26 protein-coding genes are annotated in these 24,545 nt (G+C 49.3%); 5 read left to right on the forward strand and 21 right to left on the reverse strand.

Annotated elements, in window-relative coordinates; genetic code table 11:
* Positions 1-16: 16 nt before the first annotated feature.
* Together ACS18Q_RS09940 and mlc are read right to left on the reverse strand one after the other, a co-directional pair.
* Positions 17-958 (reverse strand): chemotaxis protein CheV, encoded by a 942-nt coding sequence (locus ACS18Q_RS09940; RefSeq protein WP_004725040.1) that lies wholly within the window; start codon positions 956-958, stop codon positions 17-19.
* A gap of 123 nt (positions 959-1,081) precedes the next feature.
* Complete coding sequence (gene mlc / locus ACS18Q_RS09945; RefSeq protein WP_143678752.1) at positions 1,082-2,305, reverse strand: sugar metabolism global transcriptional regulator Mlc; 1,224 nt, start codon at positions 2,303-2,305, stop codon at positions 1,082-1,084.
* A 291-nt stretch (positions 2,306-2,596) separates the two neighbouring features.
* Between mlc and pyk the strand changes: the two genes are divergently transcribed.
* Positions 2,597-4,042, forward strand: a complete 1,446-nt coding sequence (gene pyk / locus ACS18Q_RS09950) for a pyruvate kinase (protein WP_004725038.1) — start codon at positions 2,597-2,599, stop codon at positions 4,040-4,042.
* 81 nt (positions 4,043-4,123) lie between these two features.
* On the opposite strand, the gene ACS18Q_RS09955 is transcribed toward pyk, so the two are convergent.
* A complete protein-coding gene (locus ACS18Q_RS09955) occupies positions 4,124-5,311 on the reverse strand; it encodes a patatin-like phospholipase family protein (RefSeq protein WP_441257036.1) in 1,188 nt (395 codons plus the stop codon).
* An 18-nt stretch (positions 5,312-5,329) separates the two neighbouring features.
* On the reverse strand, positions 5,330-5,419 hold the full coding sequence (gene cydH / locus ACS18Q_RS09960; RefSeq protein ID WP_038150903.1) for a cytochrome bd-I oxidase subunit CydH: 90 nt from the start codon (positions 5,417-5,419) through the stop codon (positions 5,330-5,332).
* 152 nt (positions 5,420-5,571) lie between these two features.
* Here cydH and ACS18Q_RS09965 point away from each other — a divergent pair, with 152 nt between their 5' ends.
* The 3 genes from ACS18Q_RS09965 (at position 5,572) to ACS18Q_RS09975 (ending at position 8,187) form a co-directional block, all read left to right on the forward strand.
* Positions 5,572-6,132, forward strand: a complete 561-nt coding sequence (locus tag ACS18Q_RS09965) for a porin family protein (protein ID WP_441257037.1) — start codon at positions 5,572-5,574, stop codon at positions 6,130-6,132.
* 496 nt (positions 6,133-6,628) lie between these two features.
* Positions 6,629-8,089, forward strand: a complete 1,461-nt coding sequence (locus ACS18Q_RS09970) for a sodium-dependent transporter (protein WP_158107595.1) — start codon at positions 6,629-6,631, stop codon at positions 8,087-8,089.
* On the forward strand, positions 8,089-8,187 hold the full coding sequence (locus tag ACS18Q_RS09975) for a MetS family NSS transporter small subunit (RefSeq protein ID WP_086027259.1): 99 nt from the start codon (positions 8,089-8,091) through the stop codon (positions 8,185-8,187). The genes ACS18Q_RS09970 and ACS18Q_RS09975 overlap by 1 nt, the downstream gene beginning before the upstream one ends.
* A 56-nt stretch (positions 8,188-8,243) precedes the next feature.
* On the opposite strand, the gene ACS18Q_RS09980 is transcribed toward ACS18Q_RS09975, so the two are convergent.
* From ACS18Q_RS09980 to yceD, 17 genes are all read right to left on the reverse strand, one after another.
* Positions 8,244-8,648 (reverse strand): hypothetical protein, encoded by a 405-nt coding sequence (locus tag ACS18Q_RS09980; RefSeq protein ID WP_004725024.1) that lies wholly within the window; start codon positions 8,646-8,648, stop codon positions 8,244-8,246.
* A gap of 290 nt (positions 8,649-8,938) precedes the next feature.
* The gene (gene ptsG, locus ACS18Q_RS09985) at positions 8,939-10,369 is read right to left on the reverse strand and encodes a PTS glucose transporter subunit IIBC (RefSeq protein ID WP_004725022.1); all 1,431 of its coding nucleotides are present in this window, start codon (positions 10,367-10,369) and stop codon (positions 8,939-8,941) included.
* Between the two features lie 315 nt (positions 10,370-10,684).
* Entirely contained in the window at positions 10,685-11,140 is a 456-nt protein-coding gene (locus tag ACS18Q_RS09990) for a hypothetical protein (protein WP_143678749.1), read from the reverse strand.
* Entirely contained in the window at positions 11,140-12,759 is a 1,620-nt protein-coding gene (locus ACS18Q_RS09995) for a PTS transporter subunit EIIC (RefSeq protein WP_004725020.1), read from the reverse strand. Before ACS18Q_RS09995 ends, ACS18Q_RS09990 begins: the two co-directional genes overlap by 1 nt.
* Positions 12,760-13,204: 445 nt before the next feature.
* Positions 13,205-13,972, reverse strand: coding sequence for a TatD family hydrolase (locus ACS18Q_RS10000; RefSeq protein ID WP_441257038.1), 768 nt, complete (start codon positions 13,970-13,972; stop codon positions 13,205-13,207).
* On the reverse strand, positions 13,963-14,928 hold the full coding sequence (gene holB, locus ACS18Q_RS10005; RefSeq protein WP_441257039.1) for a DNA polymerase III subunit delta': 966 nt from the start codon (positions 14,926-14,928) through the stop codon (positions 13,963-13,965). Before holB ends, ACS18Q_RS10000 begins: the two co-directional genes overlap by 10 nt.
* A gap of 9 nt (positions 14,929-14,937) precedes the next feature.
* Positions 14,938-15,567, reverse strand: a complete 630-nt coding sequence (gene tmk / locus ACS18Q_RS10010) for a dTMP kinase (protein ID WP_014204682.1) — start codon at positions 15,565-15,567, stop codon at positions 14,938-14,940.
* Entirely contained in the window at positions 15,567-16,580 is a 1,014-nt protein-coding gene (gene mltG, locus ACS18Q_RS10015) for an endolytic transglycosylase MltG (protein WP_004725014.1), read from the reverse strand. The genes tmk and mltG overlap by 1 nt, the downstream gene beginning before the upstream one ends.
* Positions 16,577-17,380: an aminodeoxychorismate lyase gene (gene pabC, locus ACS18Q_RS10020; protein ID WP_441257040.1), complete on the reverse strand. Its 804-nt coding sequence runs from the start codon at positions 17,378-17,380 to the stop codon at positions 16,577-16,579. The genes mltG and pabC overlap by 4 nt, the downstream gene beginning before the upstream one ends.
* Before the next feature lie 85 nt (positions 17,381-17,465).
* The gene (gene fabF / locus ACS18Q_RS10025; RefSeq protein ID WP_041942671.1) at positions 17,466-18,710 is read right to left on the reverse strand and encodes a beta-ketoacyl-ACP synthase II; all 1,245 of its coding nucleotides are present in this window, start codon (positions 18,708-18,710) and stop codon (positions 17,466-17,468) included.
* A gap of 90 nt (positions 18,711-18,800) precedes the next feature.
* Positions 18,801-19,034 carry an acyl carrier protein gene (gene acpP, locus ACS18Q_RS10030; RefSeq protein WP_014204679.1) on the reverse strand — a complete coding sequence of 78 codons (234 nt, stop codon included), beginning with the start codon at positions 19,032-19,034 and terminating at the stop codon, positions 18,801-18,803.
* 234 nt (positions 19,035-19,268) lie between these two features.
* The gene (fabG, locus tag ACS18Q_RS10035) at positions 19,269-20,003 is read right to left on the reverse strand and encodes a 3-oxoacyl-ACP reductase FabG (RefSeq protein ID WP_055466238.1); all 735 of its coding nucleotides are present in this window, start codon (positions 20,001-20,003) and stop codon (positions 19,269-19,271) included.
* Between the two features lie 27 nt (positions 20,004-20,030).
* The gene (gene fabD, locus ACS18Q_RS10040; protein ID WP_014204677.1) at positions 20,031-20,954 is read right to left on the reverse strand and encodes an ACP S-malonyltransferase; all 924 of its coding nucleotides are present in this window, start codon (positions 20,952-20,954) and stop codon (positions 20,031-20,033) included.
* Between the two features lie 74 nt (positions 20,955-21,028).
* A complete protein-coding gene (locus ACS18Q_RS10045) occupies positions 21,029-21,979 on the reverse strand; it encodes a beta-ketoacyl-ACP synthase III (RefSeq protein WP_115333248.1) in 951 nt (316 codons plus the stop codon).
* A 5-nt stretch (positions 21,980-21,984) separates the two neighbouring features.
* Positions 21,985-23,010: a phosphate acyltransferase PlsX gene (plsX, locus tag ACS18Q_RS10050; protein ID WP_014204675.1), complete on the reverse strand. Its 1,026-nt coding sequence runs from the start codon at positions 23,008-23,010 to the stop codon at positions 21,985-21,987.
* A gap of 9 nt (positions 23,011-23,019) precedes the next feature.
* Positions 23,020-23,190: a 50S ribosomal protein L32 gene (rpmF, locus tag ACS18Q_RS10055; RefSeq protein WP_014204674.1), complete on the reverse strand. Its 171-nt coding sequence runs from the start codon at positions 23,188-23,190 to the stop codon at positions 23,020-23,022.
* Positions 23,191-23,224: 34 nt separating this feature from the next.
* Entirely contained in the window at positions 23,225-23,749 is a 525-nt protein-coding gene (gene yceD, locus ACS18Q_RS10060) for a 23S rRNA accumulation protein YceD (RefSeq protein WP_041942505.1), read from the reverse strand.
* 147 nt (positions 23,750-23,896) lie between these two features.
* Here yceD and ACS18Q_RS10065 point away from each other — a divergent pair, with 147 nt between their 5' ends.
* The gene (locus ACS18Q_RS10065) at positions 23,897-24,478 is read left to right on the forward strand and encodes a Maf family protein (RefSeq protein ID WP_143678745.1); all 582 of its coding nucleotides are present in this window, start codon (positions 23,897-23,899) and stop codon (positions 24,476-24,478) included.
* The last annotated feature ends 67 nt before the right edge of the window (positions 24,479-24,545 follow it).

Consider the following 24,545-nt stretch of genomic DNA (forward strand, 5'->3'; position numbering starts at 1 on the left):
AATGTATGGGCTGCGATTAGAGAATTTCGCGCATGCGATCTTGCACCGCTTCCACCAATCGGTCCGGCTGGAACTTGGAGATAAACCGGTTACAGCCAACCTTCTGCACCATGGCTTCGTTAAAGCTGCCACTCAGAGACGTATTGAGGGTAATAAACAGGTCTGCCATGCGCGGATCGCTGCGTACTTCATGCGTCAGTTTATAACCATCCATTTCCGGCATTTCGGCATCAGTGATCATCATCAGCAGCTCTTTGTTGATGTCTTTGCCTTTATCACACCAGCTTTTGAGTAGCTTCAACGCTTCCAGACCATCGCGACATTCGATGATGTTCAATCCCAGTTGTGACAGCGTGCCTTTGACCTGATTACGTGCCGTTGAGGAATCATCGACGATCAAAATGTTGCGACCAACCATTTCATCCACCAGCGCCGGATCCAGCACCTCTTCTGAGATCGATACGTCGTAGTCGATGATCTCGGCCAGCACTTTTTCAACGTCGATGATCTCAACAATTTGAGTCTGATCTTGCTCTTTAATGTGCGTAATCGCGGTCAGGTAGTTAGCGCGACCGGCCGATTTGGGTGGCGGCTGAATTTCGGTCCATGCCGTGTTGATGATGTTACGCACCTGCCCGACCAGAAAGCCCTGCACGGTACGGTTGTATTCGGTGATGATTAGATTTTGCTCTGGGTTTTCCAGACGCGACGGTGGAAACCCGATCGCGCGGCGCAAATCGATGATCGGCACCGGGTCACCACGTAGCGATGCCACACCAGTAATGTTCGGGTGCGACCCCGGCATTTTGGTGGTTTTCGGCATTTTGATGACTTCCCGAACCTTAAAGACGTTGATAGCAAAAATTTGGCGGCTATTTAAACTAAATAGCAACAGTTCGAGGCGGTTTTCCCCCACCAGATTGGTACGCTGATCGACCGTATTTAAGATACCCGACATACAAAATCCCAAGAAGAAGTAGAGACGCACTGTTATAGCTACACAGTATAGCTATATTTGTGGCTGGTAAATGTAACCTGAACGGCAAATGTAAACCGGGGAAAGGAAAAAACGAAGAAAAACTTATCCTTCCACCACTTTCATCAATAATAAACCATCATACAAGGCTTGTTTGATCAACGCGGCGCCCGGCATGGTCGCTTGCTTATAAAAGCGGGATTCCACCAGTTGCAAATCTTGATGATAAACCGGCAAGCTTTGCTCTTCGATGCAGCGCTGAATCGCAGGATACAGCACGTTTTTCGCCTGATTGATGACGCCACCAATCAGCACTTTTTCCGGGTTGAACAGGTTAATCACAATCGCGATAGCCGAACCGAGATAACGGCCCAAGGTTTCCACCACATCGACCGCAAGCGGATCGCCTTCAGCGGCCGCGGCACAAATGTCTTCAATCGTGATGTCATCGTGCGCTTTTTCGCTCAGCGATGACGCTTCACCAGCGGCAATACGTTCTGCCACTTGCTCACGAATCGCTTGTGAACTGGCCACGGTTTCCAAACAGCCAATATTGCCGCAATGGCAGCGTTTGCCCTGCGGATCAATCTGAATGTGGCCCAGCTCACCGATATTGCCATGACGCCCTTGCAGCACACGACCATCAAGAATGATCCCCGCACCCAAACCGTGGTGAATTGAAATCAAAACCGAGTTATCGACATCTTGCGAATGACCAAACAGCTTCTCCGCCAATGCCCAAGCGCGCGTATCGTTGGCCACAAACACTGGCAAACCGGTTGCTTTGTAAATCTCTGGCCCCAATGCCAAATTTTCCACATTGTAATGCGGCATTTGCAGCACGATGCCTTGATCGGAGTTGACCAAACCCGGCAACGTAATCGCAATGCTGGTCACGCGACCCAGTTGCTCAGCATAGGTTTGGAAAAATTCATCAATTTCAAACAATAGCCGTTGCAGCACGTCATCTTGATCGATTTCATGAATATCAATTTTGGTGTCGATCAGGACATCGCCGCCTAACTCATGGAGCGCGATGGTCAGGTAGCCACGTCCGAGACGCATGGAAAGAAATTGCCAACCTTCGTTGTTAGTTTGTAGCCCCACCGCAGGACGACCACGGCTGATGGCTTCTTGAACGGTGGTTTCGTGTATCAGGTGCGCTTCAATCAATTCGCGGGTGATTTTGGTGATACTTGCTGGCGCAAGTTCACTCTCTTTCGACAGATCGATGCGTGATATAGGACCTTTTTGGTCGATGAGTTTATATACACGGCCAGCATTGACCTGTTTGATGTGATCAATATGGCCTGGTTGAGCCATGTACATGGGGCGCTCCAGAATTCAGTAACCTGCCAATTTTTTTACTTTGCGAAGTAATTGTGAAGTCATTTGGTGAATAGCCGTGACAGGCATCACGCATATACTCGGAACTTTGTGTTTTCAGTCAAATAGTCATCCATTGATTCCCTGATTGAATGCGAGCTCAGCGGTTATTTTTCGTCATTAATTATCTTGTTGCAAAGCGTAAATATCGTTCAGAGCTCCCAAACTCTTCAAATATCTTGCATATACTTAAAACGTTTTACTTCCTCTGTCCGATCATTTCAGGAGATCAGAATGACCTCAGCATTACGAAGAACGAAAATTGTCACCACTTTAGGGCCTTCAACAGACAAAGGAGAAAATCTGGAAGCGATCATTCGCGCCGGAGCAAACGTCGTACGGATGAACTTCTCACACGGTTCGGCCGAAGATCATAAAATTCGCGCGCAAAAAGTCCGCGAAATTGCCGCCAAATTGGGTCGCCACGTGGCGATTTTGGGCGACCTGCAAGGGCCGAAAATCCGCGTTTCGACGTTTAAAGAAGGCAAAATTGAACTGGTTGAAGGTGAACGTTTTGTGCTGGATGCGGATCTCGCACCCGGCGAAGGGGATCAAGATGCAGTAGGCATTGACTACAAAAACCTGCCCAAAGATGTGCAACGTGAAGACATTCTGCTGCTCGACGATGGCCGCGTGCAGTTGCTGGTAGTCGCGGTTGAAGGCAGCAAAGTGCACACCACCGTCCTAGTGGGCGGCCCGCTGTCGAACAACAAAGGCATCAACAAAAAAGGCGGCGGGTTATCTGCCGACGCGCTGACAGAAAAAGACAAGCGCGACATTCAACTCGCAGCAGACATCAAAGTAGATTACCTTGCCGTGTCATTCCCTCGCAATGGGGCGGACATGGACTACGCTCGCCGTCTGGCGCGTGATGCCGGCCTTGAGGCGCGTCTGGTCGCGAAAGTGGAACGTGCCGAAACCGTCGCCAGTGATGAAAATATTGATGACATCGTGCGCGCATCCGACGTGATCATGGTCGCTCGCGGTGACCTTGGGGTGGAAATCGGTGACCCCGAATTGATTGGGGTGCAGAAAAAGCTGATTCATCGCGCTAAAGCGCTCAACCGCGTGGTGATCACCGCCACTCAGATGATGGAATCGATGATCACGAACCCGATGCCAACACGGGCCGAAGTGATGGACGTTGCCAACGCCGTACTCGATGGCACCGATGCGGTCATGCTGTCCGGTGAAACGGCTGCAGGGAAATACCCGGTCGAAACAGTGAAAGCGATGGCTGAAGTGTGCATCGGCGCGGAGAAAATGATTGAATCCAATCAGCAGAACTACCGCATTGACCGCTCTTTCACGACTGCAGAAGAAACGGTGGCCATGTCGACCATTTACGCGGCCAACCACTTGGAAGGCGTCAAAGCGATGGTCACACTGACCGAATCCGGTCGCACGGCTCTGATGACCTCACGCTTAAATTCCGTGCTGCCAATCTTTGCGATGTCTCGCAATGAAGCAACGCTCAACCGCTGCGCGCTGTATCGTGGTGTGATGCCTTTTTACTTCGACAGCAAAAGCGGCACGGGCTTTGAAGTCGCGCAAGCGGCATTGGAAGCCCTGAAAGAGAAGAAATTGTTGTCGTTTGGCGATCTGGTGATCATCACACAAGGGGACATCATGGAGGTGGAAGGTTCCACCAACTGCATGCGTATATTGCCCGTCCTTTAACCCGCACTCAGCAAAAAGGCCCGCTTGGCGGGCCTTTCTTCGTGATACAGCAATGAACGTGAAACAGGTGACGACGGTGCGCTATTCCCCGCGATCAGGATAAAGACCCGCCGCTTGCTTGAGCCGCTGTGATTTCAGCTCATTGGCATTCAGATAACTGCTGACAAACCGCATGCCCGCTTCACGGCCCAATTCATAATCATGCATCAAATCCTCGACACTGCTGAGCAGCGAACTGGATTTGAGCGGCGAACTGGGCGCGATTTGCACGATAAACGTGTCATCGGGCGGCGTTCGCAAAAAGTCACACGTCAGCGAATAGGTTTGATAGTGAACCATCAACATATCGGCGAGGCCCGAATCAAATTTGTCGCCAATGAGATGACTTAACCGATAAATATCATCGGCGCCAAACAGCCAGCGACCGCCGTTGAGTGTGCCAAGATGTTTGTGCTCCATTTTCGCTAACTTCGATTTTTCAATCTGTTGCGAGAAAAAGTTGTTCCAATCTTCTTTCCACTGCACCAGTTTGTTTTGCCACTGGTGCTGAATGGTGTTAAACGAATCTCGAAACCACTGCACTGGCTCATGGTCGGTTTCTAACGGCACGGGCGCCCCCGGTTCTTCATCCAGACTCTCAGTACGAATGACCGCGATAAAGCGCGCTTCTCGGCGCCACGCTTCCTGCACGGGAATCGAAGCGGAAACTCCACCATCGATGTACGGCTGATGCGCTAACTCCACTTCCCGCGGGTACAACCGTGGGATTGCGCAAGTCGCGATCAGCACATCGCGCCATTGCGGGCCAAGAATCGGAAAATAGAAATCGCTCAGTGTGCGTGTCGAGGTGACCGCGGCAAACGCTTTTCGTTGCCCCAGCACCTGACGCCCCATGTCTAAGTCGAGACGATAAGGAAAGTCACAAATCCTATCCAGCGCCCAATCGAGGTTTAAATACTGCTTACGCCGAATGTAACTGAATAGGTGAAAGAATTGCGGGTCGGTGGTGAGGTCGACAATAAACGACTTGCCCAGCTCGGGCTGACGGCACAGAAATGCACTGAGATTGAGCGCGCCGGCTGACGTGCCAAAAAATTCTTCAAATGGGTCAAAGTTGGACAGCATAAATGCGTCCAACACCCCAGCAGTAAAAATCCCTCGTTGCCCGCCCCCTTGAGCGACCAACGCATTTTTTCCGCCAATAAATTTGGAGAGTCGAGCTAAGTCGACTCGAGTGTCCAATTCAGAGACAGTTCCACTATTCATCATAAGCAGAACCCTTATTGCTTAACTTGTGATGGCGATAATTCCAAAGCCAATCAAAACTGCAAACACGGTCACTACGACACAAAGTGCAAATTTGAAATCGCGTTCCATACAACACCTCCTTCGTGATAACGAATTAATAACAGGGGTGCGAGACATGTTCAAGAATTGCTGGTTTTTCGTGCACGATTATGAAGTTACTATCACAATTACTCAACAGGTCGAGAAAAATTTCGAGGTTTGCCATGCGTTATCGGTATTTTATGCTTATCACGGCACTGGCCATCACGCCCACTCAGGCCGCAGTGTATCTGACGCCTTTTGTCGGCTACACCGCAGGCGGCAAGGTGGAGGACAGCCAACGTCAAAGCCACGCCATTCAAGGTTCGGAAAGCTATGCCTTGGCGTTAGAAGTGCCTTATGAAACCGGCCGTTTGGGGCTGTTTTATGCCACCCAGCGCAGTGACATCAACACGCTCAGCGACACCATCACCATGCACTACCTCCACTTTCAAAGCAGCATCTACTATCCTGCCGATGACAAACTCTCCAGCTACCTTGGGCTCGGTCTTGGCGCCTCATATGCCGATGCAGATTGGGTCGACGACAAATACGGGTTTTCCGCCAGCATCTTTACCGGGCTCGACTATCGTTTGTCACCGAACATCGCACTCAACACTCAGTTTCGTTGGTTAGGAACGGTGGTCGATAACGACACCAGTACGGTGTGCACGTTCGGCGATTCAGACCGTTGTGTGATTCGCTTCCAATCAGACTGGATGAATCAGTTCTCCGCCAACCTCGGTCTGACGATCCAGTTTTAACATCCGTTTTGCGACCAAGGTTAAAAAATGGAGAGATTCACTGGCGAGTGTATATTTTTCAGTCATACGCACTTTCATTAAATACAGTTATATCAATTGCAATCAGAGTTCATACCAGTCGAATCATTTATTGATTTCTGTTTATAACAAACATATAACTAATTAAAGCGCAAAAAAACAACAAAGAGGCCAACAACGCAGAACAAAATCATGTTTACAATCTATTGCCTTGTGCGAAAGATCTCTGTAGTCTCAAAACCAATGCGTAGCTGATTATTTCAGATTTCGCAAACACACATCGTAAAACTAAGAACAATATTCTGAGTTTTCTGCCAGCTAATAATATTTAAAACTAACTTTTTGCTGATTCATGGATGATAGAGCAAACTTTTAACACTCAGACCACATTCTGATTGGTTATTAACTATCATGATGAAATAAGCAGCACAAGCTGCAGAAAAGCTTCATACCTCAGGGAGTTGTAAAGGAGTAATCTATGAAGCGAGAACAATGGGGATCCCGTGCCGGGTTTATCTTGGCAGCTGTCGGATCGGCAATCGGTTTGGGTAACATCTGGCGTTTCCCATACATGGCCTACGAAAACGGCGGCGGCGCCTTTTTCATTCCTTATCTGTTTGCCATGATCACTGCGGGTATTCCGTTCATGATCCTAGAATTCTCTATGGGTCAAAAACACCGCGGTTCGGCCCCGAAAACCCTAGCACGCATCAATGCAAAATTTGAGTGGCTTGGTTGGTTCCAAGTGGGAATTGCCGCCATCATCGCCGTGTACTACGTGGCAGTTATCGGTTGGGCGATTTCATACTTTGGCCTGTCATTTAGCCAAGGCTGGGGAACCGACACCAACGCCTTCTTCTTCAGTAACTACCTCAACCTTGGTGACAACTCACCGACGAATCTGGGTAGTATCCAATGGAAAATTGCCATCGCGATGGCGATTGCATGGGCCATCACTTATGCCGCTATCGTTGGCGGTGTGAAATCCGGTATTGAACGTGCATCGAAAATCATGATGCCCGTGCTGTTCGTGATGGTGATTTTGCTCATCGCTCGCATGATCTTCCTTCCAGGTGCTTTGGATGGTGTGAACTACATGTTCGAACCCGACTTCAGCAAAATCTGGGATGTGAAAGTATGGGCAGCAGCTTACGGTCAGATCTTCTTTACCCTGAGTATCGGCTTTGCCATCATGCTGGCTTACTCAAGCTACTTGCCTGAGAAATCAGACATCACCAACAACGCGTTTATGACGGTACTGATCAACTGCGGCTTCTCGATTCTGGCCGGTATCATGATCTTCTCGGTGCTGGGCTACATGGCTCAAGAGCAAGGTAAACCGCTGACGGAAGTTGTTTCAGCAGGTGTCGGCTTGGCCTTCGTCACTTTGCCAGCAGCCATCAACTTGCTGCCAGCGCCATACATCCTTGGCCCACTGTTCTTCCTTGCTCTTGTGGTTGCTGGTTTGAGCTCGCACATTTCGATTCTGGAAGCGGTTACGTCAGCCATCATCGATAAACTGGGCTGGAGCCGTAAGAAAGCAGCCAACGTGGTGATTGGTGTCGGTTTCATCGTCTCTATGGCGTTTGCGACCAACGGCGGCCTGTTGCTGCTTGATTTGGTGGACCACTTTGCAAACAACGTGGGCATCATGGCCAGCTGTCTGGTTGAGTTGGTGCTGATGACTTGGCTGGTGAAAATCTCTGACGCGCGTAAATACGTGAACTCAATTTCTGATTTCAGTGTGGGTGTTTGGTTTGATATCTGTCTGCGCTTTATCTCACCGGTCATTCTGGCGGTCATTGTCGCAACCAAGTTAAGAACGCTACTGACTGAAGGCTACGGCGGTTATGACCTAACACTGGGTTGGGTAATGATTGCAGCGCTACTGGTTGTCGGTGTTGCCGTTAACCTTACCAACCGCAAGGAGAGCTACTAATGACTACAAGTGCCATCATCATGATGATCATCGGTTTAGGCATTACCTGGGGTGGCGCAGCCATCTGCATTAAAAAAGCCATGGATAAACAGCAATAAACGCTGACCATTCAGACACAAAAAGCCGGCATCACGCCGGCTTTTTTATCCTCGCTTTAGAAGCGGTAGGTGATGCCTAAGGCCGCACCCAATTGCAATTCAGGGCCAGAGTGCAGGTTGAGTTCTGGGTGAACCTGACCGTACAGGTTGAAGTTCTGGTTGATTTGCCAATCCAAACCCAGCGGCACACGAACCCCGAAATCATCATCCCATTCAGCCCAGCCGCCAGCACCCACATACCAATCAAAAGGTATATCCGGATTGTTAAAGCTACCGCGTTGAATAATGTAATCAAACGCGGCACCGTCATTCCCCAGAATAAAACGATATTGGTTGTTCACTTCGAGCACGGCGCTCAACTGTTGGTCCACTGCTAGACCGACTTTCAGATTGTTATCTTGCTGCGCAAACGCCGTCAGAGGCAAACCCAAAAGCAGTGCCGTCATCCCTAATTTGTTCATACATTCATGTCCTGTATTAATTCTGATGTCGATGCAAACTTTAGCCGGAGGATGGGCGGGGTATGTCAACCGCGAGTAAAGGGAAAATAAAGCTATTGTAGAGATATCACGCGTCGTCGAGCACATCGCACATTGTGTTGGCCGATGGCTCGGCCGCCACACTCTGGCATCAAATGCCGAGCCACCGACAGCGGGTCGAGCGTTTTTGAGCTTCTTCCTTTTTGGTAAACAGAACCCAGCCCACGAAAAAGGAGGCCGCAGCCCCCTTTCACTTTCAACCATCGAGTTCGTTAACCGTGGTTACGAATCCACTCGTCCATTTCGGTTTTGAGGTTATCGGACTTGGTGCCGAAGATCGCTTGCACCCCACCCGAGACCACCACCACGCCCGCTGCGCCGAGTTTTTTCAGTTTGTCCTGATCCACGTGTGCGGTATCTGCGACCGACACACGCAAACGCGTAATACACGCATCAAGGTTGGTAATGTTGGCTTTACCACCAAATGCCGCGACCAGTTCACCAGCGAGTTCAGTGCCTTCGGTTGCCGACTCATCGACGCTTTCATCTTCGCGACCTGGCGTTTTCAGATCCAATGCACGAATCACGAAAGTAAACACCACGTAGTACAATACCGCGTAACCAATGCCTAGGCCCACCAGCAGCAGCATGTTCTCTGCGCGGGGCGACTGCACCACAAAGTCGATAAACCCGTTCGAGAAGGTATGACCGTGAACCACACCCAGTGAGTTTGTCAGCACATACGCCAAACCAGCAAGCACCGCATGAATTGCATACAACACCGGCGCAATGAACAAGAATGAGAACTCGATGGGTTCGGTAATGCCCGTCAGGAATGACGTGAGCGCCGCAGACGCCATGATCCCCATCACTTTGGCGCGGTTCTCTGGTTTGGCACAATGCGCAATCGCAAATGCCGCCGCAGGCAAACCAAACATTTTGAACAAGTAGCCTCCTGCTAACTGACCGAACCCATTGCCTGCTGCGCGAGAGGCGTCGTCAGCCGTCAAGAAACACGTCATGATCCCGTGAACCGTTTCACCAGAGCCGTTCACACACGTCCCAGCTTCGTAGAAGAATGGCACGTTCCAGATGTGATGCAGACCAAATGGGATGAGTGAACGTTCAACTACACCATAAATACCGAATGCCAATACAGGATTCTGGTGCGCAGCCCAATCCGAAAACGTTGCGATGGCAGAACCGATTGGTGGCCAAATAAAGGAGAGAACAACCCCCAAAATGATGGCCAGAAAACCCGTAATGATCGGCACCGCGCGTTTGCCCGCGAAAAAGCCAAGGTATTCTGGCAATTGAATTTTATAGAAACGGTTGAATGCCCATGCTGCCACACCACCGGCTAAGATGCCCCCCAGCACCCCGGTATCGATCTTCTCAACACCCATCGCCATGGCCATCACTTTTAAGGTCGCAACCATGATGCCGTAGCCAACAATCGCAGACAGGCCAGAAACACCATCGTTATTGGTAAAACCTAATGCCACGCCAACCGCGAACAGCAATGCCATCTGTCCAAAGACCGAGCCACCGGCTTGTTCCATCAAATTTGACACAATGTCAGGCAACCAGCTGAAATTCGCCGCACCCACTCCAAGCAAAATACCTGCAACAGGGAGCACCGATACTGGAAGCATCAGCGCCTTACCCACTTTTTGCAGGTTAGCAAAAGCGTTCTTAAACATGTTTATGCTCCTGATTAACTTATTAGAATTCCTGGGTTCTAACGGCATACCCCCGTAGCCTAAATGTTAGCACCCATTACAAATGTCACCACAAGTGGATTATATTTTTCACTTCTAATTAAATATTGATACCACGCAAATTTTGATAACTATGCTAGACATTTGTTACAGAAATCGTAGTTCGATGACTTTGTTGAATTATTTCCAGTCACATTATCGGCCAATACCCTCACGGGTGATGCCCAATACAAGAAACTCAAACGCCACAAAAAGAAAAAGCCCGCACGATGTGCGGGCTTTGTGATAGCAAATTGTTTAAGCGTTTTTTCGTGCTCGGGTTTCATGCAACGGCTCAACATCGTACATGTAGAGCTGAATGGCCGAATAGGCCGCATACAAACCTAACGTGGCACAAAACAAAACAATCTTCTCTTTTTCGCGAGCCAAGTAGGTCGACAAATCCTTGGGCTTGATCCACTGACCGCTGTCAACGCGCAGCAAATACTTCCCTACCGACTTACCTATCAAGTTAAAACAGATAGCGCCGAAGCCAAGATATATGCCGATAAAGACCAACAGCATCAGTATCACGAGCATCAGCAGCACAGGCAGAGCCATCGTATCGTTTAACGATAGCCCGCCAGTTTTGTGGCTGAAAAGCCCGGAAACGATCGCCAGCAGAACCGTCACCACCACTTGCGTGAACATCTTTGCCACCATGACATCGATGATAAAGGCGCCGGTTCTTCTGAATTTGTCACCAATACTCATTACTTACCAAGCAGAGAGTTGATTTGCGCTTTGTAACCTGCAGCTTCTGCGCCGTAGATTGCTTGAATACCAGTGTCGCCAACTTTAACCAGGCCACGAGCACCCAGTTGTTGTGTCCAGTAATCGTTGTCTTTCACTTGAGAGCCATCTTTCACTGTGATGCGCAGACGTGTGATACATGCATCTACATCAACGATGTTGTCTTTGCCACCCAGAGCTTCGATCATGTCTTTGGCTTTCTGGTTGTCGCCAGCTGCACCACCTTTCGCTGCTTGGTAATCTTTTTTCGATACCACAGCAACTGCGCTACCTTTGCGACCTGGTGTTTTCACATCAAACTTGATGATGAACCAACGGAAGACAAAGAAGTAGATGAACGCGTAAGCGATACCAAGTAGTGGGATGAAGTACCAGTTGTTTTCCGCACCAGTAACACCTGGAAGAATACCGAACAGGGTAAAGTCGATGAAACCGCCACTGAAAGTCATACCCACTTTTACGTTCAGCATATCCATCAACATGAATGACAGACCTGCTAGAGGAACGTGAATTGCGTAGTACAGTGCTGGCGCCAAGAACAGGAATGTGAATTCAATTGGTTCAGTAATACCGGTCAGGAATGCAGTCAGTGCGATAGAGAACAACAGACCGCCTGCCGCTTTCTTGTTTTCATCATCCGCAAGTGTGTACATTGCGTATGCCGCTGCTGGTAGACCAAACATCATGAATGGGAATTTACCTGTCATGAAGTTTGTTGAAGTAAATTGTGAGAAGTCACCTGTTGCAAGCGATGCAAAGAAGATGTTCTGAGTACCTTTAACCAACTCGCCAGCGATTTCAGCAGTACCGCCGATTTCTGTCTGCCATAGTGGTAGGTAGAATACGTGGTGCAGACCAACAGGGATCAGAGAACGCTCGATAATACCGAAGATCAGAGACGCAATGTAACCGTGACCAGACGCTGTCATTTCACCAAGAGCCGCGCCGATTGCACCGAATGCAGCACCGAAGAAAGGCCAGATGAAAGTCAGAACGATACCGTAAAACAGCGCAGCAAATGCACTGATGATCGGAACGAAACGTGCGCCGCCGAAGAAACCTAGGTAATCAGGCAGTTTTGCATCGTGGTATTTGTTGTGAAGCACAACAGTCACTGCACCTGCAATCAGACCGCCAAACACACCCATACTTAGTGTGTTCGAGATGCCCAACATGTCCGCAACAACCCCTGGGTATTCGCTACCCATCAGGATCACGGTGTTGGTATCTAGGTTGATCATGTTGGCTACAACCAGCGTCTTCGCAATCGCAACGTTCATAACCAGGTAAGAGATCAGCGCTGCCAGTGCCGCAGCACCTTTCTCAGCGCGCGCAAAACCAACCGCGATCGCCAGAGCGAACATCACAGGAAGGTTAGCGAATACGATACCGCCTGCGGCGGTCATCACTTGAAGGAAGCTGTTTAGTACAGTTCCGTCTTGAAGCACACCGATGTTGTATGCCTCGATCATTGTAGGGTTGGTAAAACTCCCCCCGATACCCAGCATGATACCCGCAGCAGGCAGCAGTGCGATGGGTAACATAATGGATTGTGAAAGTTTACTAAAGAAAGCTTTCATACATTTATGCTCCTGATAAAGTTATTAGAATGATTGAACCCTGACGGCACACCCCCGTAGCCATCGTGTCAGCGTTCAATGAAAATGTAACACGGTATGTATTATATTTTTCGGCTCTAAATATATCTTGATGCCCCTCAAGCTTTCTAGTTTGGAATGAAATTTAGTTTCAAAGTAATAGACAGATCACAGTCCCCTGCCCGCTCTGAAATCCTTTACATTCAACCTATCTGCTTGTTTTTATTGATATAAAAATTACTAACAATTAATTTTGCTGAGTGAATAAAATCGGTTGCATTGTTATTTTTCGTAACAAAATTACAATGTCGTGTTTTTTGTCCACATTTTCAACAGAATTCGTAAACAAGGCCAAAATAAAACCTCATTGACGATCAACACACAGATTGGGACTAAAATTGCGCTATTTTGGGTCACAATTTACTTTTTACCGCAAAAAAAGATCGTGATAGTTTTGGGTGGTTTTTTCAGCAACCTCGGTCAATGAAAGTCCTTTCAGCTGCGCGATAAAGGCTGCCACTTCTACCACATAAGCCGGTTGGTTCTGTTTTCCACGATGTGGCACCGGTGCCAAGTAAGGAGAATCGGTTTCGATCAACAGGCGTTCAAGTGGCAACTGCTTGACCACTTCTTTTAGCTCTGTTGCCTGACGGAAGGTCACGATCCCAGAGATCGAGATATAGAAGCCGAGATCCATCGCTGCTTGTGCAAACGGTAAGTCTTCCGTAAAGCAGTGAATGACCCCGCCACAGCGTTCAGCGCCACCGTTGCGTAACATGTCTAAGGTGTCTTGACGCGCATTGCGAGTGTGAATGATCAGTGGTTTATTCAATGCCACCGCGGTTTCGATCTGTTGGTGGAAGCGCAGTTTTTGCAGATCTGCGGTTTCCGGTTGGTAATGGTAGTCCAACCCAGTTTCGCCTATCGCGACGACTTGAGGATGCTTGGCATACTCATGGAAACGATCGAGCTCAAAATCACTCTCCACGTCCAACGGATGAACACCACACGACGCCTTCACGTTGTCAAACGGCGCGATCATCGCCAACATGTCAGGGAATGAATCCAACGTCACGCCAACCGACAACAGTTGTTTGACGTTGGCTTGACGTGCTTTTTCAATCACATCTTCGATGCCAGTGTGCAATTCCTGATAATCAAGCTTATCTAGGTGGCAGTGGGAATCTACAAACATGCTTCCTCATTAAATTTCAGTAACCAATCGGTGATCATCAGCTCGCTGTTTAAGCCGCTGAAGACGCGCAGTTGTTCAGACAGTTTAGCCAAAGCTTCGGTCTGCTGCTGCAAAAGCGCATAACCACAAACCTTGGCGACTGCCGGACCGCCTGGCGTCATGTAGTTCTGCGCCAATCCAAAATGCACCTTCTGCGCATCCGTCAGCACATACCACAACCAATTCAAGCGACTTTGCGGTTCATTCGCCGCTAATTTCGCACATTCAAGCAGCGCAAGAATGTCGCCTTGAATGGCTTGAAGAAACACGGTTTCCAGCGCCTGATACTGCTTCATACCATCAGACGTGATGAATTCTCGAGTCAGTAGCGGCGCATTACCATGAATGTGTGCCGCAAACGGGGGAACCGCTTGCTGCAACTCGTCCGCCAACCATTCAGCAACCAACGTTGCGGCCGGTTCTGCAATGGTAATTTGCTGACAGCGGCTCACAATGGTGGGCAATAAGTGATTGATACGCGAGGTTAAGAGCACGAACACGCATTTCTCGGCAGGCTCTTCCAAGGTTTTCAGCAAGGCATTCGCCGCGGACTCGTTCATCGCTTCCGCCGGTTCAATCACTATCAGGCGATACCCAGACAGCTGAGAAGATTCCTGCGCCAAGCGATTGCATTGGCGAATTTGATCCACACTGATGTTGCGCCCCTCTTTTTCTGGGCGAATCACATGGTAATCCGGATGACTGCCTGACTGCATTAAGTCGCAGCCATGGCAGAAGCCGCAGGGTTCACTGCGGTGCGTTTGACACATCAGTGCACGCGCAAACTGGTCTGCCATTTGAGAGGTACCTAGCCCAGCCGGTGCCGAAATCAACGTCGCCGACGCAAAGCGTTGTTCATCAAGTTGCTGCTTCCAGCTCTGCCAAGCCTCGGCAAGCCAAGGATAAAGTTGTGGCATGATCATTCCTTACGCGCGATTCAGCCAGCTTTCCAGCGCCTGTTTGATGTCGTGAGTCACCTGTTCAATGCTCTGTTCAGCGTTGATGGTGACCACCGATTCATCTCCCGCCGCCAGCTCCAGGTAACGCTCACGCGTGCGTTCAAAGAAACTGATGTCCATCTTTTCGATGCGATCCAGCTCGCCGCGGCCACGCGCGCGTTCTAAGCCGACTTTTGGGTCGATGTCTAGATAGAGTGTAAAATCAGGCTTAAATGCGCCGAGTGTGGTTTGCTTGAGGCTCTGCATGGTCTCGCGGGCAATCTGACGCCCTCCGCCTTGATACGCCTGCGACGACATATCATGGCGATCGCCCACCACCCAATGCCCTTGTTGCAGCGCCGGCTTAATCACGTTTTCAACCAGTTGAACCCGCGCCGCATACATCAACAGCAGCTCGGTCATGTCTTGCAATACTTCGCCTTCATGCTCTTCTTTCACCAAGGCACGCATTTTTTCTGCCAACACCGTACCACCCGGCTCACGCGTGCGTGTGATGTCTTGGATGCCATGCGCATGCAGTGTTTCCACAACCGCTTGAATAGCTGTACTTTTACCTGCCCCTTCAAGGCCTTCTACGACGATATATTTTGAATTCATTACTGTTGTCTAAGCTGTTTTAAGTAGGCGCGTACCGCGCGGTTATGATCGGTGAGATTTTTTGAGAACACATGCCCGCCATTGCCGCTGGCAACGAAATAGAGGTATGCGCTCTGCTCAGGGTTTAACGCGGCGCGAATTGACGCCTCCCCCGGCATTGCAATCGGTGTGGGCGGTAACCCATTGATCACGTAAGTGTTGTACGGGGTCGGGGCGCGCAGATCTTTCTTACGAATATTGCCATCGTAGGTGTCGCCCATGCCGTAAATGACGGTCGGATCGGTTTGCAAACGCATGCGCTTATTCAGACGATTGACAAACACCGACGCAATCCGCTCACGCTCCGATTCCACAGCCGTCTCTTTCTCGATGATCGAGGCGAGGATCAGTGCGTCATAAGGGGTTTTCAACGGTAGATTGTCCTGGCGTGTTGCCCAAGCGCTATCCAAAATCACTTGGAGCTTGCGATGCGCGCGTTTGAGAATATCCAGATCGCTGGCGCCTTTGGTGAAATGGTACGTTTCAGCCAAAAACAGCCCTTCCAATTTCTGCGGTTCAATGCCTAGTTGCTGGGCAATCTCCGCTTCAGAGCGATCGGTTAATTGATGATTGAGGTGCTCGTTGCGCTGCAAAATGGCCAGCCATTCACTAAAGCGACTGCCTTCGACAAAGGTAATCGCAAATTGATGCTCTTTCCCTGCCACCAGCACTTGTAACGCTTGTACCAGCGTCATCTTCGGCATCAACTGATACGTTCCCGCTTTAATTTGCGTCAGTTCTGGATGGAAACGGCGCACCAATTTCTCCGCAAATTGTGCGTCAATCCAGCCCTGTTTGGTCATCAAGGCTAATGCACCATTGAGACTGGTACCGGAGGGCACCGTCACGAGTTGTTCGCTTTCAATCTTGACTGGCTGTGAGAGGTAAACGTCCACTTGCTTCGTGACGTAGAAATACCCCACCGCCGCCAGCGCGAGTAAGGTAAAGACCAATGAAACGAGTTTTTTAATCACGAATTAAAGCTCTCCTGAAATCGTCGTGTGTAAAAACCGATGGAATAGTGCTGCCCGGCAAGTTCAGTGACCGGTGCGACTTCCACAATCGCATTTGAAATAAAGACTTCGTCGGCTTGCTCGAGATGCTCAAGTGCAAAGCGCCCCACCACTACCTCAAGACCCAACGTTGGTGCCAGTTCCAGAATCAGTCGCCGCGCAATGCCCGCCACCCCAGCAGACGCCAACGTCGGAGTATACAAGGTTTTGTCTTTCACCCAGAATAGGTTTGCCATGGTGGTTTCCACCACGTGGCCTTGAATATCTAGACAAACCCCATCCGCAAACCCGGCGCGGTCCATCTCGCCTTTAAGTAAGACCTGTTCCAGACGATTATTGTGTTTATGTCCCGCCAGTAAAGGATTAATCCCCATTCGAAGGTGACACACCCCTAACTGAAGACCGTGCTGTTGCCATTGGGTGTAGTGGGCAGGAAACGCAAAGTGACTTATCGTCACATTGGGTTGCGTCACCTGCGAGGGGCTGTAACCACGCCCCCCTTCACCCCGGCTGATGTGCAGCTTGAGACCTGCCTTCGTCTCATCCAGCGTGGCTTGGTCTAACCAGCGACGAATCTGAGACCAGTCTGGCAACGGGATCGCCAACAGCTTCAGGCACGCATGCATCCGTTCCATGTGGTACGGCCAATGCTGAATCTCCCCCTGCTTCGTCAGGATGGTGGTAAAGCAACCATCACCATATTGGAAAGAGCGGTCTGCGATTGCGACCGTGTCACGGGGTTCACCGTTGTGCCAGAACATTTTTCTTCTCCCTGAAAAAAGAAACGGCTTAATGCTAAGCATCAAGCCGTTTCAACTCAAGTAAAGTTCAATGAAAGTGCGGTGATTATACGCGCTTGAAGATCAGTGAACCATTTGTGCCACCAAAGCCAAACGAGTTACACATCGCGTATTCCATGCCTTCCACTTTACGTGCTGTGTGCGGAACCAAATCCACGCCCAAACCTTCTTCTGGATTATCCAGGTTGATGGTTGGCGGAACGATTTGGTCAACCAGAGACATCACGGTAATGATGGCTTCTACCGAGCCTGCAGCACCCAGTAGGTGACCGGTCATCGATTTGGTTGAAGAAATCAGTACTTGTTTCGCACCGTCTTCGCCAAGTGCACGTTTGATACCTTTCACTTCCGCTACGTCACCTGCTGGTGTTGACGTACCGTGCGCGTTCACGTAGCCGATTTGTGTACCCGCTAGTGCTGCATCACGCATCGCCGCTTCCATAGCCAGCGCGCCACCTGAACCATCTTCGCTTGGCGAAGTCATGTGGTACGCGTCACCGGACATACCGAAGCCCACGATTTCTGCGTAGATTTTCGCGCCACGCGCTTTCGCGTGTTCGTATTCTTCCAGAACCATCACGCCTGCACCGTCACCCAGAACAAAACCGTCACGGTCTTTATCCCAAGGGCGAGAAGCTTTTGCAGGTTCATCGTTGCGTGTAGACAGCGCTTTAGCGGCACCAAAGCCAGCCATACCCAGAGGGGTAGACGCTTTTTCACTACCACCAGCAACCATCGCTTCCGCATCGCCGTATGCAATCATACGTGCCGCGTGACCGATGTTATGTAAACCTGTGGTACATGCAGTTGAAATCGCGATGTTAGGACCACGAAGACCACGCATGATAGATAAGTTACCGGCAACCATGTTCACGATGGTTGAAGGGACGAAGAATGGGCTCACTTTACGTGGACCTTTCTCCATAAGCGCTTGATGACCTTTTTCGATCAAATCAAGACCACCGATGCCCGAGCCGATTGCAACACCGACGCGTGGCGCGTTTTCTTCAGTGATCACCAGACCAGAATCGTCTAGCGCTTGGATGCCCGCAGCAATACCGTACTGGATAAATAAATCCATTTTACGGGCATCTTTTTTAGACATGTACTCTTCGCAGTTGAAATCTTTTACCAGACCTGCGAAACGAGTTGAGAAATTTGTTGTATCAAAGTGTTCGATATTCACGATACCACTTTGACCAGCTAGCAGGGCTTTCCAAGAAGATTCTACAGTGTTGCCTACCGGTGACAACATACCCATGCCAGTGACAACGACACGACGCTTGGACACGATCATATTCTCCGGAAATGAAAATTCTATGAGAGATTATAGATGAGTGAGAAAAACTCAGGCGGCCAGAGAGCCGCCTGGGGAGAGACATTACTGAGCGCTGTTTACGTAATCGATCGCAGCTTGAACAGTAGTGATTTTCTCTGCTTCTTCATCAGGAATCTCAGTGTCGAATTCTTCTTCCAGAGCCATAACAAGCTCAACAGTGTCTAGAGAATCCGCACCTAGGTCTTCAACGAAAGAAGCTTCGTTTTTCACTTCTGCTTCGTCTACGCCTAGCTGTTCAACGATGATTTTCTTTACGCGTTCTTCGATGTTGCTCATTTTTTCTTTTCCTTTACAGATTTCGCCTAATGCGATGATTCCGTAGTTTATTCGAACTAGTGAAAGTTGCAAGGGGGACCTTGCTGGTCAAACCACAAATTTGGCGATTTTAACCGAAATTCACACCATTTTTGACATATATCATGCACAAATCTTGCGCATTTCATTGACAAGTTTTGGACGAAGTCAACATTTTACCGAACAAGTTCCGTTCACTTCGCCCCAAACTTGGCCTTAAACCATGTACATTCCGCCGTTAACGTGCAGAGTTTCACCGGTAATGTACGCTGCTTCTGGAGATGCCAAGAATGCAACCGCGGATGCGATTTCACGTGGATCACCCAGACGACCTGCTGGCACTTGTGCAAGTGTAGCAGCACGTTGGTCGTCATTCAGCGCTTTTGTCATATCCGTTTCGATGAAACCTGGTGCAACTGTGTTCACGGTCACGCCACGGGATGCAACTTCACGTGCCATTGACTTCGTAAAGCCGATTACGCCCGCTTTTGCGGCTGCGTAGTTTGTTTGACCCGCGTTACCCATTGTACCGACAACAGAACCGACATTAATGATACGGCCTTGGCGTTTTTTCATCATGCCACGAAGTACAGCTTTAGACAGACGGAAGATCGACGTCAAGTTGGTATCCAGAATATCGGTCCACTCGTCATCTTTCATACGCATCAACAGGTTGTCACGCGTGATACCCGCGTTGTTCACCAGAATATCAACACCGCCGAATTCATCGTTGATGCTTTTCAGCACGGATTCGATGGACGCTACATCTGTCACATTCAACGCCAAACCTTTGCCGTTGTCGCCTAGGTACGCACTGATCGCATCTGCGCCGCTTTCGCTGGTCGCTGTACCAATCACTGTGGCACCACGTTCAACCAATAGTTCCGCGATTGCTTTACCGATACCACGGCTTGCGCCAGTAACCAGGGCAACTTTGCCTTCCAGGTTCATGAAATTACTCATGTCTATTTCCTATTCTTACTTAACGGCTTCCAGTGAAGCGATGTCGTTCACTGCTGCTGCATCAAGCGTTTTCACAATACGTTTAGTCAAACCAGTCAGTACTTTGCCTGGGCCAACTTCAATTAGTTTTTCAATGCCTTGTGCTGCCATTTTCTCCACGCCTTCTGTCCAGCGGACTGGGCTGTGCAGTTGACGAACCAACGCATCTTTGATTTTCGCTGGATCCGTTTCTGTCGCAACGTCCACGTTGTTAATCACTGGGATTTGCGGCGCGTTGAACTCAAGCGCTTCTAGCGCCACAGCCAGTTTTTCTGCTGCAGGTTTCATCAGCGCGCAGTGTGAAGGCACTGACACTGGCAGTGGCAATGCACGTTTCGCGCCCGCTTCTTTACACAGTGCGCCCGCGCGTTCTACCGCATCTTTCTGACCGGCAATGACCACTTGGCCTGGTGAGTTGAAGTTCACCGGAGACACCACGTCGCCTTGCGCAGCGTCTTCACACGCTTTGGCAATCGCCGCATCATCCAAACCGATGATCGCGTACATTGCGCCGGTTCCTGCAGGTACTGCTTCTTGCATCAGTTGACCACGCAGTTCGACCAATTTGATCGCGGCTTTAAAATCAATCACACCGGCACAAACCAGTGCAGAGTATTCACCAAGGCTGTGGCCTGCCAGCACTTCTGGCTGCTCAAGACCCAGCGCTTGCCATACACGCCAAATCGCCACAGAAGACGCCAGCAGTGCAGGTTGCGTACGGAAAGTCTGGTTGAGATCTTCAACAGGACCGTTCTGAACCAGTGCCCATAGGTCGTAACCCAGTGCGTCAGACGCTTCTGCGAAAGTTTGTTTAACTACGTCATACTGTTCGCCAAGCTCGGCAAGCATACCAACCGCTTGAGAACCTTGACCTGGAAATACGATAGCAAACTTGCTCATTGTTTTTTTCCTTAACTAAGAATGAATAAGGAGTCTGACGACCCCTTAACGTCTAATTTATTCTTGAGCGAGCGTTAGAACTTCACTAACGCAGAACCCCAGGTGAAACCACCACCAAAGGCTTCTAAAAGTAGCGTCTGACCTCGTTTGATCCGGCCATCACGTACCGCTTCGTCCAGTGCTGTCGGCACCGTTGCAGCAGACGTGTTCCCATGACGGTCCAACGTGATCACCACTTGATCCAGCGACATCGACAATTTTTTCGCCGTAGCAGAAATAATGCGATAGTTCGCTTGATGCGGTACCAACCAGTCTAGTTCAGACTTGTGCATGTTGTTGGCTGCCAGCGTGTCTTTGACCAGTTTTGAAAGCTGCGTCACCGCCACTTTGAACACTTCGTTGCCGGCCATATATAGCCATTTGTCCACATCACCGCCACGCTCTGGTACTTCTAGGCTGAGTAGGTCGCCGAATTGACCATCAGCGTAAACATGAGTCGACAAAATGCCAGGTTCTTCACTGGCACCAACCACAACCGCACCCGCACCATCACCAAACAGGATAATAGTTGAGCGATCAGTTGGGTCACACGTTTTTGACAACGCATCAGCACCAATCACCAGCACGTTTTTACACATGCCCGATTTGATGTGTTGATCCGCGACTGACAATCCGTAGATAAAACCAGAACACGCTGCCGCAAGGTCAAACGCCGGGCAACCTTTAATACCCAGTTTCGCTTGCACCTGACAGGCAGACGAAGGGAACGTGTGACTGCTACTGGTCGTGGCAAGGATGATTAAATCGATGTCGTTTTTATCAATGCCCGCCATCTCAATAGCGTTTTGCGCCGCGTGAAAGCCCATATCGGCAACGGTTTCATTATCTGCGGCAATACGACGCTCGCGAATACCAGTACGCGTGACAATCCACTCATCACTTGTATCTACCATTTTCTCTAAATCCGCGTTAGTACGCACCTGAGATGGCAGGTAGCTGCCTGTACCTAAAATTTTGCTATACATGAAGACTAATAATGCCTCTCGAGTAAAACCGCTTCCAAACGATCGCTTATACGGCTGGGTACTTGTCGTTTCACTTCATGTACCGCTTCAGAAATTGCATTCATGACAGCGGATACATCAGCACTTCCATGACTTTTAATGACAATGCCGCGCAATCCTAGCAAACTTGCACCGTTATACTGGTCGGGGTTCAATGTTTTTAGTTCAGTAAATAGATCAGAAAACAGCTTTCTGGCGATCCAACCCTTTATGGATGAGGCTAAAAACTTACTTTTTAACTTATCGATAAAGAGTTGTGCTGTCCCTTCACACGTCTTCAGACACACATTGCCGACAAAACCGTCACACACCACCACATCAGCAGCGTCTAACAGCAATTGGTTACCTTCAATATAACCGATAAAATTCACGGCTTGTGTCTGGTGCAACATTTCAGCACAACGTTTGACAAGATCATTACCTTTTATTTCCTCGGCACCGATATTTAAAATCGCGACCCGCGGCGGACGAGACAAATGCTGTTCAGCCAGCGCTGCGCCCATGACCGCAAATTGAAACAGCGAATCTGCATCACTGGAAACATTAGCGCCTAAGTCAAGCATCCAAGTTTTCCCACCGGATGCTGTCGGTAATGCCGACACCAACGCAGGCCGATCAATTCCCGGCAATAATTTGAGACGAAAACGGGAAAGGGCCATCAGCGCACCGGTATTTCCAGCACTGACGCATGCGTCGGCTTGCCCTTCAGCAACCAAATCAATGGCCATTCCCATGGAACTGCCTTGGCTGTTGCGAAGCGCTAAAGAAGGTTTCTCTGAGTTAGAGATGACTCGGTCACTGTGCAAAATACTCAAACGAGTATCTGGTTCGTAACCTAGAAGTGAAAGTTGATGGGCGATCGAAGTCTGATCACCAACGAGGGTCACTTTTAGCTCTGGGAAATGCGACAGTGCCTGCACGGCGGCAGGCACTGTGACGCGAGGACCGAAATCCCCGCCCATTGCATCAAGTGCAACGGTTAAATTATGCAAAGGTCAACCTTACTTGTTGATAACCTTTTTGCCACGGTAGTAACCGTCAGCAGTCACGTTGTGACGTAGGTGAGTTTCACCTGAAGTCGCATCTACAGATAGAGCAGCTGTAGTAAGCGCATCGTGTGAACGACGCATACCACGGCGTGAACGTGTTTTACGGTTTTGTTGTACGGCCATTGACCCTACTCCTATGTTGTTATTGCTTAAAGATTTACTTCTTTAAACTTTTTAGAACATCGAATGGATTCGGCTTGTCTTCCAACACTTCGTCTGGAAGTTCACCAAACACCATATTGTCTGAATTAACGCTACAATCCGCTTCGTCATGCATCGCTACTTGAGGCAAATTAATGATGAACTCGTCTTCAACTAACTGAATCAGGTCTACTTCACCGTACTCGTTTAGATCTACCAAATCATACTCGTCCGGTGCGTCTTCTTCACTTTTTGGCCCGAAGTACGGGGTGTAAGTGAATTCAACTTCACACTCGTGTGCGAAAACCTCATTACAGCGTTGACACTCTAAATCAACTTCGATGTTAGCTTTACCAGAGATAACAACGAGTCGCTGTTCATCAAGCCCAAATGACAATGAAACTTGTGCGTCGCGTTTAACGCCTGCAGTTGATTCCTCTAAGCGCTTGAAAAGACTCATTTGGATGATGCCATCGTAGTCAAGTCGTTTTGAAGCTGCTTTCGCCGGATCAACTGATCGCGGTATTTTTACCTTTTGCATAGGGCGCGAATATTATCTTCCAAAATAGGTTTAGTCAAAGAAAAAGGCAAAAAAGTTAGTTTTTTTTCCCTTTCCGCTGAGAGCATTATGAACAGCCAGTTTACTTGAGATATGCTGCTGCCAAACTCGCGATAATTGTAAATTAAAATGCAAAATTACCAACTAGTTTTAGCCTCAACCTCACCATTTCGTCAGCAGTTGCTAAGCAAGCTGCATCTGCCCTTTACCACCGCCACGCCCAATTGCGATGAAACGCCACTCGATGGCGAAACACCGCAACAATTGGTGATGCGATTGGCCGAAGGAAAAGCGCGCTCTTGCAATGTTTCGACGCCGAGTTTGGTGATCGGTTCCGACCAAGTGTGTGTGATCAACGGCCAGATCGTCGGTAAACCACACACCCGTGACAAAGCGATCGAACAATTGTTGAGTCAGAGCGGCCAAGCGATCACGTTTTATACAGGCCTCGCGCTCTACAACAGTGAAACGAACCAAGCGCAAGTGGTGCTGGAGACTTTTACCGTTCATTTCCGCCATTTAAGTCGTGCGATGGTGACTCACTATGTGGATCAGGAACAACCACTCAACTGTGCTGGCAGCTTTAAAAGTGAAGGGTTAGGCATTGCGCTGTTTGAACGACTAGAAGGCGATGACCCGAACGCTTTGGTTGGTTTGCCATTGATTCGATTGGTGAAATTGCTGGAAAACGAACAAGTTCGAGTCCTGTAAGGGTAAACCACCCCGCTTGAACACTCTGATTCTGCTATGAAAGCAACATTCAGTTGAACAGCAGCAT

Source organism: Vibrio sp. Vf1514 (genome assembly GCF_052076135.1).
Taxonomy (GTDB): domain Bacteria; phylum Pseudomonadota; class Gammaproteobacteria; order Enterobacterales; family Vibrionaceae; genus Vibrio; species Vibrio furnissii.

Coding starts and splice junctions, on each gene's coding strand:
- fabD (WP_014204677.1), bottom strand. CDS start 20,954: ATGAGCAAGTTTGCTATCGTATTTCCAGGTCAAGGTTCTCAAGCGGTT.
- fabG (WP_055466238.1), bottom strand. CDS start 20,003: ATGAACCTGGAAGGCAAAGTTGCCCTGGTTACTGGCGCAAGCCGTGGT.
- ACS18Q_RS10045 (WP_115333248.1), bottom strand. CDS start 21,979: ATGTATAGCAAAATTTTAGGTACAGGCAGCTACCTGCCATCTCAGGTG.
- ACS18Q_RS09995 (WP_004725020.1), bottom strand. CDS start 12,759: ATGAAAGCTTTCTTTAGTAAACTTTCACAATCCATTATGTTACCCATC.
- ACS18Q_RS10065 (WP_143678745.1), top strand. CDS start 23,897: ATGCAAAATTACCAACTAGTTTTAGCCTCAACCTCACCATTTCGTCAG.
- pabC (WP_441257040.1), bottom strand. CDS start 17,380: ATGTTCTGGCACAACGGTGAACCCCGTGACACGGTCGCAATCGCAGAC.
- ptsG (WP_004725022.1), bottom strand. CDS start 10,369: ATGTTTAAGAACGCTTTTGCTAACCTGCAAAAAGTGGGTAAGGCGCTG.
- ACS18Q_RS10000 (WP_441257038.1), bottom strand. CDS start 13,972: ATGTTTGTAGATTCCCACTGCCACCTAGATAAGCTTGATTATCAGGAA.
- acpP (WP_014204679.1), bottom strand. CDS start 19,034: ATGAGCAACATCGAAGAACGCGTAAAGAAAATCATCGTTGAACAGCTA.
- ACS18Q_RS09955 (WP_441257036.1), bottom strand. CDS start 5,311: ATGATGAATAGTGGAACTGTCTCTGAATTGGACACTCGAGTCGACTTA.
- ACS18Q_RS09965 (WP_441257037.1), top strand. CDS start 5,572: ATGCTTATCACGGCACTGGCCATCACGCCCACTCAGGCCGCAGTGTAT.
- cydH (WP_038150903.1), bottom strand. CDS start 5,419: ATGGAACGCGATTTCAAATTTGCACTTTGTGTCGTAGTGACCGTGTTT.
- pyk (WP_004725038.1), top strand. CDS start 2,597: ATGACCTCAGCATTACGAAGAACGAAAATTGTCACCACTTTAGGGCCT.
- rpmF (WP_014204674.1), bottom strand. CDS start 23,190: ATGGCCGTACAACAAAACCGTAAAACACGTTCACGCCGTGGTATGCGT.
- ACS18Q_RS09970 (WP_158107595.1), top strand. CDS start 6,629: ATGAAGCGAGAACAATGGGGATCCCGTGCCGGGTTTATCTTGGCAGCT.
- ACS18Q_RS09975 (WP_086027259.1), top strand. CDS start 8,089: ATGACTACAAGTGCCATCATCATGATGATCATCGGTTTAGGCATTACC.
- tmk (WP_014204682.1), bottom strand. CDS start 15,567: ATGAATTCAAAATATATCGTCGTAGAAGGCCTTGAAGGGGCAGGTAAA.
- ACS18Q_RS09940 (WP_004725040.1), bottom strand. CDS start 958: ATGTCGGGTATCTTAAATACGGTCGATCAGCGTACCAATCTGGTGGGG.
- ACS18Q_RS09980 (WP_004725024.1), bottom strand. CDS start 8,648: ATGAACAAATTAGGGATGACGGCACTGCTTTTGGGTTTGCCTCTGACG.
- holB (WP_441257039.1), bottom strand. CDS start 14,928: ATGCCACAACTTTATCCTTGGCTTGCCGAGGCTTGGCAGAGCTGGAAG.
- ACS18Q_RS09990 (WP_143678749.1), bottom strand. CDS start 11,140: ATGAGTATTGGTGACAAATTCAGAAGAACCGGCGCCTTTATCATCGAT.
- yceD (WP_041942505.1), bottom strand. CDS start 23,749: ATGCAAAAGGTAAAAATACCGCGATCAGTTGATCCGGCGAAAGCAGCT.
- mlc (WP_143678752.1), bottom strand. CDS start 2,305: ATGTACATGGCTCAACCAGGCCATATTGATCACATCAAACAGGTCAAT.